This window comes from Paenirhizobium naphthalenivorans (assembly GCF_007992095.1).
Taxonomy (GTDB): domain Bacteria; phylum Pseudomonadota; class Alphaproteobacteria; order Rhizobiales; family Rhizobiaceae; genus Allorhizobium; species Allorhizobium naphthalenivorans.
In genome coordinates this window covers 47,246-59,935 of sequence record NZ_BJZP01000020.1, presented here as the reverse complement: position 1 = coordinate 59,935, position 12,690 = coordinate 47,246, and the positions used below count along the sequence as shown (strand labels likewise).

At 59.3% G+C, this 12,690-nt stretch carries 13 protein-coding genes and 1 riboswitch; of the genes, 4 read left to right on the top strand and 9 right to left on the bottom strand.

Annotated features, from left to right (window positions below; translation table 11 throughout):
* Positions 1-4: 4 nt before the first annotated feature.
* From RNA01_RS17215 to hutW, 6 genes are all read right to left on the bottom strand, one after another.
* Entirely contained in the window at positions 5-1,060 is a 1,056-nt protein-coding gene (locus RNA01_RS17215; protein WP_147181445.1) for an imelysin family protein, read from the bottom strand.
* A 271-nt stretch (positions 1,061-1,331) separates the two neighbouring features.
* The gene (locus RNA01_RS17210; RefSeq protein WP_170253511.1) at positions 1,332-3,386 is read right to left on the bottom strand and encodes a TonB-dependent receptor plug domain-containing protein; all 2,055 of its coding nucleotides are present in this window, start codon (positions 3,384-3,386) and stop codon (positions 1,332-1,334) included.
* Between the two features lie 152 nt (positions 3,387-3,538).
* Complete coding sequence (locus tag RNA01_RS17205; protein ID WP_147181443.1) at positions 3,539-3,913, bottom strand: hypothetical protein; 375 nt, start codon at positions 3,911-3,913, stop codon at positions 3,539-3,541.
* Positions 3,914-3,921: 8 nt separating this feature from the next.
* Positions 3,922-4,611 (bottom strand): SDR family oxidoreductase, encoded by a 690-nt coding sequence (locus RNA01_RS17200; protein ID WP_147181442.1) that lies wholly within the window; start codon positions 4,609-4,611, stop codon positions 3,922-3,924.
* A complete protein-coding gene (gene hutX, locus RNA01_RS17195) occupies positions 4,601-5,128 on the bottom strand; it encodes a heme utilization cystosolic carrier protein HutX (RefSeq protein WP_147181441.1) in 528 nt (175 codons plus the stop codon). Before hutX ends, RNA01_RS17200 begins: the two co-directional genes overlap by 11 nt.
* 35 nt (positions 5,129-5,163) lie before the next feature.
* Positions 5,164-6,519, bottom strand: a complete 1,356-nt coding sequence (gene hutW / locus RNA01_RS17190) for a heme anaerobic degradation radical SAM methyltransferase ChuW/HutW (RefSeq protein ID WP_170253509.1) — start codon at positions 6,517-6,519, stop codon at positions 5,164-5,166.
* A gap of 465 nt (positions 6,520-6,984) precedes the next feature.
* Between hutW and ric the strand changes: the two genes are divergently transcribed.
* Complete coding sequence (gene ric, locus RNA01_RS17185; RefSeq protein WP_147181439.1) at positions 6,985-7,641, top strand: iron-sulfur cluster repair di-iron protein; 657 nt, start codon at positions 6,985-6,987, stop codon at positions 7,639-7,641.
* Between the two features lie 337 nt (positions 7,642-7,978).
* On the opposite strand, the gene RNA01_RS24465 is transcribed toward ric, so the two are convergent.
* Positions 7,979-8,230 (bottom strand): helix-turn-helix domain-containing protein, encoded by a 252-nt coding sequence (locus RNA01_RS24465; RefSeq protein ID WP_349816304.1) that lies wholly within the window; start codon positions 8,228-8,230, stop codon positions 7,979-7,981.
* On the opposite strand from RNA01_RS24465, the gene RNA01_RS24115 reads away from it, so the two are divergent.
* Both RNA01_RS24115 and cobT read left to right on the top strand, forming a co-directional pair.
* Positions 8,213-8,719, top strand: coding sequence for a hypothetical protein (locus tag RNA01_RS24115; protein ID WP_235916723.1), 507 nt, complete (start codon positions 8,213-8,215; stop codon positions 8,717-8,719). The genes RNA01_RS24465 and RNA01_RS24115 overlap by 18 nt on opposite strands.
* 156 nt (positions 8,720-8,875) lie before the next feature.
* Positions 8,876-9,006: riboswitch (cobalamin riboswitch) on the top strand.
* Positions 9,007-9,089: 83 nt separating this feature from the next.
* The gene (gene cobT, locus RNA01_RS17175; RefSeq protein WP_147181474.1) at positions 9,090-10,151 is read left to right on the top strand and encodes a nicotinate-nucleotide--dimethylbenzimidazole phosphoribosyltransferase; all 1,062 of its coding nucleotides are present in this window, start codon (positions 9,090-9,092) and stop codon (positions 10,149-10,151) included.
* Between the two features lie 31 nt (positions 10,152-10,182).
* Here cobT and RNA01_RS24460 read toward each other — a convergent pair whose 3' ends face one another.
* Together RNA01_RS24460 and RNA01_RS17170 are read right to left on the bottom strand one after the other, a co-directional pair.
* Positions 10,183-10,542 carry a DUF6455 family protein gene (locus RNA01_RS24460; protein ID WP_349816303.1) on the bottom strand — a complete coding sequence of 120 codons (360 nt, stop codon included), beginning with the start codon at positions 10,540-10,542 and terminating at the stop codon, positions 10,183-10,185.
* A gap of 99 nt (positions 10,543-10,641) precedes the next feature.
* A complete protein-coding gene (locus RNA01_RS17170) occupies positions 10,642-11,838 on the bottom strand; it encodes a cytochrome P450 (protein WP_147181437.1) in 1,197 nt (398 codons plus the stop codon).
* Positions 11,839-11,987: 149 nt separating this feature from the next.
* Here RNA01_RS17170 and RNA01_RS17165 point away from each other — a divergent pair, with 149 nt between their 5' ends.
* Positions 11,988-12,689: an MOSC domain-containing protein gene (locus tag RNA01_RS17165; protein ID WP_112626687.1), complete on the top strand. Its 702-nt coding sequence runs from the start codon at positions 11,988-11,990 to the stop codon at positions 12,687-12,689.
* The last annotated feature ends 1 nt before the right edge of the window (position 12,690 follow it).

Below are 12,690 nucleotides of genomic sequence, written 5' to 3'. Positions count from 1 at the left end.
GTGGTCATCCGTTGATATTGACGCCGGATTTCGCGGCAGCCTGCAGGATCATGGCGACAATCCGGTCGGCGATGTCCTGCGCCTCGTTGCCCAGCGCGTCGGCCTCCTCGACCCCAAACTTGGTGCCGGACGCCTCCCGCGCATGCGTGTCGTCGACCAGCGTCAGCAGTTCCTCGAAACCTGCCTTGATCCGCGCGTCGAGATCACCGTCGCCGGCGGCAACCACCGGCGAAATCGCCTCGGAATACATTTTGCGGCAACCATTCATGATGCCCTGCACATCCGTCAGGCGGCTTTGGGCTACGAAAGCGCCGATCTCACCGGTGATGAATTGCGATTCCTTCCACTCGCCGAAATAGTCACCCACCGTCGGGGTCATGACGACGACGGAGGTGAAGGCATCCTCGCGATTGGGAGTCCAGGCGGCCATGTCTGTCTCGAGCGCCTTGGCCCAATGGACGAGTGCTTGACCCGCACCCTGGCCGAGATTGGCATCAAACAGCATTTCGCCGCGGGTGATCTTACCATCACCGTCGAGATCCGCCGGAAGCTTGATGTCCGCTTCGTTCATACCCCAGAACAGTGGCTCGGTGATCCCGTGGAACAGGTTGCCGGGGCGCTGAAGCACGGTCCCGTCGGGCAGCTTGAGATCGTACTCGGCGACGTCCTCGGCTTCCGAACCCGGATTACCGGCGTCGAGGATCAGGTCATACTTTGCCGTCGAGGGGATGCCCGCGACAATGCCCTCGACCGTCTCATACTGGTTCGATGCCTCAAGCCACAGGGTTCGAATGGCAGCGACCTGCTTGGCGAGACGCGCACCCTCGGCCGCCCAGGCGGCCGCGTAATCATCGCTATGACCGGCGATCACGCCGGCATAGTCTGCCAGCGCGGCGTCCAGCAACTCCGCCTGAGCCACCAGCCGGCGATTATGATCCAGCGTGAACTGCTTCACATTCGCAAGACCGCGGCTCTCCGCATTATCCGCCGCGAGGGCGGCGCACGGCGCCGACAGGGCCGATGAGAGTACAAGTACGAGGACCGATTTGCGCATGACCATGGCGGTTTCCTTTTGTGAAAATGCTCTTGCGTTGAATGGGGCAGCCGTGACGCGTCAGGCGCGAAACGCCAGTTGCGAATGCTTATCAACTGCAGTGGTCGAGATCTTTGCGCCAGCGCAAATCTGGACAATTATTTGAAGGTATTTCTGATGGCACTCCACCAGCGCCCCTGCTCGCAATCAAACATGCCGCGGAGCACCGGGTCCGTGGCGCGCGGCAGGATCATCCCGAGCCACCTAATACTCGGGATGCCGCAGTTTGGTACGTGTGTCAGAAGGCCACGCGCGCCGACACCTCGATGCTCCGACCGTAGCCGGGCAATTCCCCAAACGAAGGCCGATACTCCTTGTCAAGAATGTTGTTGAAGCGAACGGCATAGGTCACATTATTGTCCTCGCCGATGTTGCCGCCGAAGGCGAAGTTCAGCGTTCCCCAGCCGGGAAGCGTTTCAGTAACCAGGCTTGTTCCACTCTGGTAGGTCTGCTTGTCTTCGGTCGCGGCTCGGACAAAAAGATCAGCCCAGATCGGATGATCCTGCCACTCGCCTTCATACCGGATACCGACTCGACCGGAAAGCATCGGCGTGTCGCTATTGTAGGTTGAAAAATCGGCATGTTCTAGCTCTCGACGGATCCAGGTACCGCTGACATAAGGCGTAAAGCCGCTGTCTTGAAGCTCGTACTCGGCAAGCAATTCGATGCCGAACGTATTGGCCTTGTCCGCGTTGATGTAGATGGACGACGGGGACGACGTGGTTCCCGTGGTCAGGCAATAGGTCGTAACTGTGACGCACCGCGTCGTTGTGATGTAGTCCTTGGCCATGGAATAGAATGCAGCCGCGTCTAGCGCGAGGCCAGCATCCTCATAGCGCGCGCCAATTTCGAAATTCTGTGACTGTTCCGGATCCAGTTCGGGATTGCCGTAGGTCGTTCCTTGCCCGCCAGCGGTCGTCGAACTAAACATCTGCAGAAGCGTCGGCGTGATGTAGCCCTGCGAATAGCTGGCGCGAAGTGTCGTGGTCTCGACCGGCTTCCAGGTCGCCCCGAGCGATGACAACAGGCGCGTGTCACTTCGGTCATCGAAATCACTACGGGCCGCCACGGTCGTCTCATCCAGGCCAATTTGGCTGTGATAAAGTCGCGTGCCCGCGGTCAGCATTACCGTATCTGTCAATTGCCATTCGTCTTGCGCATAGACGGAATAGGTATCGATATGGGCCTTGTCGAAGGAACTGCTGCTTACCGTGACCGGGAAGGGAGCATATCCGGTCATCGTAATATCGGAGGTCTTGTCCGTTTCCAGACTGTCGGAGAGATACTGCAATCCGACGATTGTGTGATGACCGTCGATGAGGTCGAGATCGATCTGCGTGTTGAGACCATAATCCGTGATCGTATCGTCGGATGTCGATTTTACCGCCACCGTTCGCCCCGCCCCGGCCGATGTCGTGACGTCATTGATAAACAGGCGGTCTATGGTCTGATAGAAAACATCTACATGGATCTTGGCGATCGTGTCACTAATATCGTCGCCATCATAGTAAAGCCCGACCTTGCGCCTGTCTCTCTTGGGCAGGTCGATCTTGAAGGCCTCGACAGAGGACGACAATTCGCCCGGCCACCCCTCACTCTCCAGTCGATGCTGCTCGAACTTCAGTGCCAGATAGTGGTTTTCCTGCTCGCCGAACCGATAGCCGATATGGCCGTAAAGATTGTCGCTGCTGTAGGAGGAGCCCTCCAGTTCCCCGGTGGAGGAATACTGCCCCTTGGGAACCGCGCGGTCGCCGTTTTCATCGAGGGAACCAGACAATCGGTAGTCAAAGGCGTTCTTGCTTCCCGACACCGCGGCCCAACTCTGCCAACCATCGGAACCCGAGGAGTAGGAGCCTCCAGCCTCGACTTGGAATGGCTTTTCAGCGCCGCCCTTGGTGGTGATGTTGACCACACCACCGATCGCCTTGGCGCCGTAGAGAACCGACGAGGGACCACGAACCACCTCGATGCGCTCGACGGTCGCCGGGTCGATCAGAAGGGGCGTACCATAGGTACTATGATCGGTGATTTCCTGGCCGTCCACCAGGATCGTCACCCGACGCGAGCTCTCGCCACGAATTCTCAGCCGCTTCATCCCGGCAACGGAATCGTCCGCAACCTCAACGCCTGGGACATCCCTGAGCAGTTCGGCAATCCCGCTGGTGGTTTCACGTTCGATATCTTTGGCGGTGACAACTGTTACGGATCGCGGATTGTCCTTGACGGATCGCGCAGTCTTGGTCCCCACCACGGTGATGGTGTCGAGCCAAGTCGTGTCGTCCTCATCGGCCAAAGCCGGCTCCAACGCCAGAAGGGAGCAGGTTAAAAAGAAGCAGGCCCGCAATCCGCCTCTACCTCGGGCCCCAAAGTCTAGATGCGTCCATGAAGAATTCATGAAATGTCTCCTTGATGAAAAACGAAGCTGAAAGATCGCCGACTTCCGAATTATTGCTCGGTTGAGATGAGTTCTTGGGTCGAGGTGACGCAAAGCGCGAAAGCCATCTCACCTCGGTTCGCGCCCGAGCTATCGCAATCATCGCCCCCCGCGAGTCGCCGGACCTCTGCGGATGCACCCTTGATCGTGATCTCGTAAGGGAACCGCGGCGCATCGACCGGCGGATCGTGATCGAACAACGAGAATTGGGCCGTGCTCAAATGGCAGCCAGCATGCAAAAGCGTGTCGCTCTCCTGTTCGAGGACAGGTCTAATCCGCCCCAAACGCGACTCGCATTCCTCAAGAGCGTCGACATTGACGAAACTGGCCGACACACCGCCTTGAGGCAGTGCGATCAGGATAACCATCAGGATATTGGCTGGCATGGCACGCCTTACGAAAGTTGGAGTGGAAATGGGTCAAGGGGATTGACGCTGTGCGCGGCGTCCTGATCGACTGCGGCGAAAGCCCTGCCGATAGTGGCGGGATCCCGTAGGATGCGTTGCGCCAACTGCGCGACGTCGAACCGGCTGATGAATCCGTGTAGTGCGGGATCCGTCGAGAGAACACCTCGGCCGGTGCCCGGCTCCGATCTCAGACCGCCGGGACGCAGGATCGTCCACGAAAGGCCGCTCACGCGCAGATAGTCTTCTGCCCGGGTTTTCGCATCGACTGCAGCCCCGAATGCTGCGATCGCCCGCTCTGAGCGGAAGGGCGCCATATCCCCGCAACCGATCGATGTGACGAGCAGGAACCGTCCGCGTATTCCCGCCTTGACTGCTGCATTGATGAAGTTGATGTTTCCCTCGTCGTCTGCCCTGCGTCCGTCGGCGGAGACGCCGCCGATCGTCGACACGACGTCGCAATCGCTCCGGCACTCCTCAAAGAGACGGGTCGCATCGTCCGGTGACAACGCGTCTCCTGGCACGATCGCAATGCCGGCATCCCGCAATTGGGTGTCATTGGACGAAGGGCGCACCAAGGCCATGACCGGGCGCCCGATTGCGCTTTCCTGTTGGGCAAGTATGAAACCGACCCCCCGGCTTGCCCCGGCAATGATCAATGGCGACGTTTCATGACGCATCAGCGGCCGCCATCTCTGCACACAGCCGCACGAAATGTTCCACTTGATCGGCCCGCAACTGACGCTGCTCGTCACGGCCGACATAGATCTTGAACATGGCCTGGCCATCAGCGTTGAAGAACTGGATCGACATTGTTTCTAGGCCCATGAACGGTCGACGAACGAAGTAGATCGCGGCGCAACGCTCCGGCCGCAGATGACCGCTCAGCCCCGTCTTGGCACCCTGAAGATTGTACATGCCATGGCCCATGCGCCCCTTCGGAAACGGGCCGCAGAATTCGACGACGGCATCCTTCGAATGGCAGATGAAAGTGATGTCGCCCCAGGCGGCGACATCGCTCAGGACGTCGATGAAACGATCGCCGGCTACTGCTGTGGCGCTATCGTCAGGCAGGCAATCGATGACTGCCCTGAGCGAAACGCGATGTTCCTCGGCCAGATGTTCCAGGATTCCGTCGGGCTTCGCCAGGATCGCGTTCCTTATGACCTCCGTCGCATCCGTTGCTTGCTGTTTCATGTTCATGTCCGATCCTTTCTGTGTGCGGACGAGGGTCAGGCGGCTGCGCTGTCTGGCAGCAACCTTGCCTCGATGATGTCGTGGAAAGCGGTGATAAGGTTGGCGTACCAGAAGCGTCCGGCGACGGTGAGATCGATCGCCGTTTCCGATACGGTCAGCAGTCCGGCGGAAGACCATTGTTCCAGCAATGGTCTCAGGTCCAGGCTCAGCGCCTGTCCTGCCGCCCGATCGAGCGCCAACAGGTCGAGCCTGCCCATCTCTAGGCTGCCGATAATCAGATCCCTGAGATGGCGCAGGCTATCAGATGAGGCAAGTATGCCGATGGGCTTTTGGCCGGCCAGGACAGCTTTGGAAAACATCGGCAGATCTCCCGCGAGCCCAAAGCTCAGATTGCCCAGCGATCCTCCGGCGCCCGAGCCGTAGGCCAGGCAATCCGCCGCTTCCTTGATCATCCGGTTGTAGCGATTGCGTTCCAGCGACGTTCGGGCCCAATGATTGTTGCTGACCTGCCGCCACGATCGTTCGTTCAGGAAATCGCTGCCGATGCGGTAATATCGTCCGAGATCGGCGAGGCCGGGCGCGGTTGCGAATTTGCCAGCCTGGATCGCGCTGAAGAGCGGCGTGCCAGGAATGAGGTTGAGGCCGTAGAGATCAATTCCATCAGGAGCGATTGCCGCCGCCGTGGCGAGATCTCGTTGCCAGACCTCCAGCGTTTGGCCGGGGAGACCGTACATCAGGTCGATCACAATTGCCGCGCCGTCATGCCGCTTCAGCCCCTCGAGAAAAGCAATCGCGTCCTCCCTGCTCGCGCGCCGTCCCTGGCGGCGACGAACCTCGGTGTCGAAGCTCTGGACGCCGATGGAAAAACGGTTCGCCCCCGCCTCCAGGCATGCGACAACCTTCTCGTCGTCGAAATGAATGATCCGGCCCTCGACTGTTATCTCGCAGTCGGCAGCAACAGGCAGATGGCGACGCAGGGTCAGCAACAGTCGGGACAATTCGGCCGCAGTCAACGCACTCGGGGTGCCTCCACCGAGATAGATCGCCGTGATCTCCTCGCTCGTGGCGGCGGCGTATTCCGCCTCGCGCTCGATGTCGCGGATCACGAGATCCACATATTCGCCGGCCGCAAGCAACGTATAAGCATTGCGATAGAAGCCGCAGAAGAGGCAGTGATTGGCGCAGAAGGGTATGTGGACATAGGCGAGCCTGCCGCTCCGAGATGGCCCCGCAACAGGATTTGAGAGCATCTCTTGCCAGCGCAGCGGCACCATATCGGCTTCCACTCGCTTCCTACCACGAAACGGCATTACCGCCCTTCTCGCTGTGAAGGCCCTCGACAAGGGGTCATCGGTGATGTGAGCAAAATACGGTGCGAAGTCTATTGTCATGAACCGATAGGCCCAGCTTGGCTGCCAATGAGGATAAGTGCCTCTTGGGTTTATCGGCGCAATAAGTTGAGTTATTTGCTCCAGATCAAACATGATTCATTTTATCAACTTTTATCTCCTTATAATCATTCCAATAAATGAATTTGACTTTAGTGCGCATCATCCAGGCGCGGGCGCGGCCGGCCGTAGAATGATCATTCGCAGTCCCCCGTAATGGGCGAACTAGCTCAACCGGCTGCCCCGCCTTTCACGGCTTCCACCAAAGGGAGATAGGCGTCAGAGGGATGTCCCGGGCAACGAATGTCGCTTTCGCGCTCTGACCGTCGTCGATCCGCACCGTGCTGGTGCCGTCTGGTCGTTGCGCCGTGTTTGCGACAGCGCAACGACCAGACGAGGAAACGCTTGCAAGCTCACCGACATGATCGAGCCCGAAGGCTCGATAGGTCCATGAATGAAGGAACGGCCATGACGGATATCGATTTCAGCCAGACAGTCGGAAAGATCGCAACAACCGTACCAGGAGCAGCCGATCTGTTTCGTCGCCACGGGATAAGCTTCTGTTGCGGCGGCGCTGAACGGATCGACACGGCCGCAGAAAAAGCCGGCCTTTCGCCCGACACGCTGCTGACGGAGTTGCAGACGCTGATGCTTGCCAGCCATCGGGAGGCTCCGGAGGGAACGGCGGAATTGATCGACCACCTGCGCAGCCGCTACCACGAAACACACCGCAGTGAACTGGCATGGCTGATCCCACTCGCACAGAAAGTCGAGCGTGTGCATGGTGCCCATCCTCAGGCCCCTGTCGGCCTCGTCGATCTCCTGGAGCGCATCCAGGCCGATCTCGAGGGCCATATGAGCCGCGAAGAGGCTGTACTCTTCCCGTTGATGGAGCGGAACGAAAAGGCTGTGCCGACGCAAGCGATCACGCAGATACGCCATGAGCACGATGTGGAGGCGGGGTATCTGGCCGAACTCGAACATGTCACGCGTGGCTTCACCTTGCCGGATGGTGCCTGCAATTCGTGGCGTGCCCTTTATACCAGCGCGAAGAAGTTCTCGGAAGATCTCGTCGAGCACATGCATTTGGAGAACAACGTGCTTTTCCCTCGCTTCGCCGGCTGACGCCGACCACGTCGTTCAAAGGAGAAAACCGTGACGAGCAACGGCGAATACAAGCCCTCCGTCGGGGGGCTGTTCCGAACTGGGATGGACAGTCTGCGTCCATCTACTGGACGTATCCCCGATTGCCGAGCGAACGACCCGGACTGTAACTGGAGGTGTGACGCTTACGAATGCATGGCAGCGTGCTGCGACAATGACATTGTCGGCTATATTATGGATCGCTTTTCGACCATAGGTGACGCGCGACACGATGGCCGCACCAAGGGTAACCACGGGCAAGCCTCCGCGTCCAGCTGATCTGTCGAATTGCGCCGACCAATTGTGTCCGTCACATGACCTAGATCGCCATCGCCCTCCCAGTGCACCGGTCGACACCATCGGCAATGAGGGAAAGCGCTTGCCAGTTTTTGACGCAAAGGCGGCGATTCGTATCAAGGGAAATAGCCCTCTGCTGGACTAACTGACTGAAGACGCGAGAGACTGTCTCACCTCTCAAGCCGAGCCAATCGCCGATCTCGGTCCGCGTGAGTGGCAGACTCAGCGTCCCGCATGAAACCGGGTCAACACCGAATTGCAGGGCGAGATCCATAAGGACCGTGGCGATCCTTTGAACGGCCGTCTTGCCGCACAAGAGCGCGACATGCCGCTGGGAACGATCAAGGTTTTCGACGAGAGATTCGTGAATCATGCGGGCGTGCTTGCGAAGGCTGAGCACCTCGTACCGGCATTCTATGCGCACTTCGGCCAAGGTCGGCGCGCTGGGATGGACAAAGATACGGCCCGGACCATAGACGTCAACGATCTGCGCAACGCTGTTGGCGACCAGCCGGCTAAGCACAATGCATCCCTCGTGGATGTGATAGACTGGTCCGTCGGCGCTATCTGTAGCCGTGAGTATCGTGCCGATTGGGAAAATCTCCATTGCTGCCGCGCTTTTCCGCCGATCGCCCTCGATTGGCCGGGATACCAAACGGTGTTCTGGGGATACCATCAAGTTCATCGTCGAAAACCTTCAGTGACAGAAAAACCGCATCGTTACCAGGAAGCCGGAAATACCAGTCGGGGCCACTGGCCCTAATCTTCATTCATAGGAGGTGGACACGACTCTCACTTCTTTGAGCCAGCGCAAGCACTCGTGAGTTTTCGCCGGAAAAGGGCATCTGCCGCCTGATTAAAGTCACCTTTCAGATTGTCGGTCGGGAGTGCATGCCCTACGAAACCTGCTGCAACTAACGGAACCCGGTGAAATTCCGGGACGGTCCCGCCGCTGTAACCAGATACGAGTGTCAGGAGGCATTGTCCGCCACTGTCCGGCTCCCCGGATGGGAAGGTGCCTGCACCCGGTTAAGCTGGAAGTCAGAAGACGCGTTGCCTGATCTTGAAACCGCCCGATGGCAAAGGGCGGGGCGATTGCTCATTCGAGCTTCGGCGTCACGTGGAGGACCCGTATGTCTGATCTAAACAGCCTTTTCTCAAGGCAACAGTTCTTTGCACCCATAAAAGACCTCTCAGCCCTGCGCCGAACGCTGCAGGCACTGCCGGCCGGAGACGAAAATGCGGCAAGCACAGCGGCAGCGCGGGAGGAGATCCTGACCAAACCGCCAGGCAGCCTCGGCAGGCTCGAGGAAATCGTCGCCTGGCTGGCCCGCTGGCAAGGACGCTACCCCCCTGTAATGGATGATCCGCAAGTATGTGTCTTTGCGGGCAATCACGGCGTGGCCGAAGCCGGTGTGTCGGCCTATCCTCCGGTTGTCACAGAGCAGATGGTGCAGAACTTCGAGCGCGGCGGAGCGGCCATCAATCAGCTGAGTGCCGAGCTCGGTGCCAAGGTGACGGTCGTGCCGCTCGAGTTGGCTCACCCCGTCAACAACTTCCTTCATGCCCCGGCCATGTCCGAAAGAGAATTCCTTGGTGCATTCCAATCCGGGATGCTTGCGGTTCGACCGGGTGCAAGCATCCTTTGCCCAGGTGAGATGGGAATCGGGAACACGACTGCGGCCTCGGCCATATGCTTTGCACTTTTGGGCGGCGAGCCGGCGGACTGGTGTGGTCGAGGGTCCGGGATCCCGATCGGGATGTTAGAGCGCAAGATCGAGGTCGTCTCCGAGGCTGTCAGACTGCATGAAAACGCCATAGTTGATGGGCTCGATGCCTTGCGGATTCTGGGCGGGCGCGAAATCGCCGCCATGGCCGGGTCGATTGTCGCGGCGCGCCTGCTTCGCGTACCTGTCATGCTCGATGGTTTCATCTGCTCGGCAGCCGCCCTCGCGCTCCACTGCAGCGGACCAGGAGGCCTGGCGCACTGCATGGTCGGTCACAGCTCGATGGAGCCCGGGCATCGGCGGCTTCTCGCCCATCTCGGATTGCGGCCGCTTCTCGATCTTGATTTGCGATTGGGCGAAGGAACCGGCGCGGTGCTGGCCGCCCTTATGGCAAGGGCAGCGTTAAGATGCCACCTCGGCATGGCAACATTCGCCGAGGCCGGTGTGCATAGCGGCATCGAGCGGTAGCAGAACCCTTGCGGGACGCGAGAGACATTGACTAGCCGCCGTCTCGCGTCCCGTTTCGGGCCAGCGGTGCGGCGGTGCCCGGCCTAGAATCCAGGGGAGCTGACCTTTGATCACGCTTGTTCTGGGGCATCCCTAAGTTGTGGGCGCCGAAGAAGCGCCGGTTGCCACAGAATTCCGGTCCCGCTTTCGGTAGGCCATCGCAATGCGAAAGCCATGCTTCACAGGCGTCGCTGCGGCGACAGAAAAGGCAAGTTCTCACCGCTCGCGCCAAGCTCAGTCCGAACTGCTCCTGTCCGGCCAACTCTGGATGGACCCCCAGCCGTTCCATCATCACGCTCATCAGATGCGACTGCCGCTCCAGCCTCGCGGCGACCCTTTTGACGATACCCATCTTTCTCTCCACTTATGCAGATATTTCAGGTTGAACATAGCGAGATCCCCGCCGCTTTTGATCCAGAGCAGGCAAAGCAACACGACCCTTCGCGCGCTCCTAGCTGTCAAACTGCAGGAGAACCGACACGAAGCCACTTGCGGGATAGACGGCCCGCAAAGGCCCGTCGCCGGCCACCTGCGAAAATGGCCCAATCGCGCGCAGCAGTTCATCGATCATGACCCTCAGCTGCATTCTCGCCAGAGCAGCACCCGGACAAATGTGGATGCCCGCGCCGTAAAGCAGGTTTGGTGTCTGGTCGCGTTCGGGGCAATACTGATCGGCAGCCTCGAAGACCCGGGCGTCGCGATTGGCCGAAGCCCAGATCACCGTCATCCGTTCCCCAGCTTCGATCCGACGCCCGCGGATCATCACGGGCCGTAGTGCCGTTCGCCGATTCGAAATCAACGGTCCGTGCAGACGCAGGATTTCCTCGATGGCCAGCGAAAGGTCAGACCGGTCGAAGCGCAGCCGGGTCTGAATCTCAGGGTTTTCGGCAAGAAAATGCACGACGATTCCCACACAAGCCGCAATGGTACCCAGTTCACCCACCGTCCAATTGCGCAGGATACTCACGATTTCGCCATGCTCGAGCCGCTTGCCGTCTATCGTCTGACGGACGAGGCTGGTGGTGATGTCGTCCGGCGCGGCGTCACCGGCCTCTTCCCGCCATTCTAGCTGGGAACGGATATGCCCGTCGAACTCCAGGGCTATGGCTGCCATGACATCAGTATCGCGGGCGCGCATCGCTTCGCGATTCTTGTGCACCCATTGAAGCAATGGTTCATACAGCAACGGCGGCCAGCCGAGAAAGCTACATTGGATGCGGACGGCATAGGGCTCGGCAAGGAGGCCAATTGCCTCGAAGGATGGGGCGTCCCTGAGCGCCTTGAGAAGATCGCCGGCTATCCGCCGACACTCGGGCTCGAAGGCTTCGACCCGTTCCTGGGTGAAATAGGGATCGATCATCCGCCGATAGACGGTGTGTTGCGGAGGATCCATGCCGTTGGGCACCGAGGGGTGCTGTGAAACAACATTGCTGAACGTTTCGTGATCGGTGAGAACCTGCAAAATATCGGCATGGCGGAAAAGGGACCAACCGAGATAGTCGCTGTAGGCGACCGGACAGGTTTTGCGCATATGATCATAGGCATGGATCTGGTCGATCTGCACCTCGGCGCTGCGGGGATCCCAGTCAGAGCAGCGCTCACCCGAAGATGCGTCCACGACGGATTTCTTTCCATTTGCCGATGTCATTTGTTTTAGTTTCCCTACCACAGGTCAGCGGCTACAATGCAGCAGTTGAGAGCAGGGTCTTTGTCTTCACGCAAAGAACTCAAATGCAGGTTTCTGCAAAACCGACTGTGAGATTACACATGACCGGAGAGACGGAATTGCCCACTCGGATAAGGCAGTTTGCGATTGCTGAAGTCAGAATAGGTCGAGCGAAGCCCTTTGGACCAGGAACAGCACGGTCGGCGATCGACAAACACTCCGTCACAACTCCGCTGCTGGCAAGTGCGCTAGGTCTGGTAGGTGACGAACAGGCGGATCTTCGCCATCACGGCGGTGCAGATAAGGCAATCCATGCCTATAGCGCAACACACTATCCCAAATGGGCGCAGGACCTTCCGGAAGCCGCAGATCAATTCCGAACCGGCGGCTTCGGAGAAAACCTGGTGGTCGAAGGCGCGACCGAGGCTGACCTTTGTCTGGGAGACCGCTGGCGGATTGGGTCAACACTGCTGGAAGTCTCCCAAGGCAGGCAGCCCTGCTGGAAACTGAATATACGCTTTGAGGTGCCCGACATGGCGCGTCGGGTGCAGACGACTGGTCGCACCGGCTGGTATTTCCGCGTCGTAGAACCGGACCAGATCAAGGCGGGCGACCATGCTTCACTTGAGGAACGTCCCGCACCTGACTGGCCACTGACGCGGGTCACCGATCTATTCTACAACGACAAGCTCAATCGCCCGGCTCTGACCGCTTTTGCCGCCCTTTCCGGGCTCCCGGAAAGCTGGCGCAATCTGGCCGAGCGCCGTCTGCAAAGCGGTGAGGTGGAGGACTGGGGATCCCGCCTGAATGCGCCGAGGGAAGCGATCTCCTGAA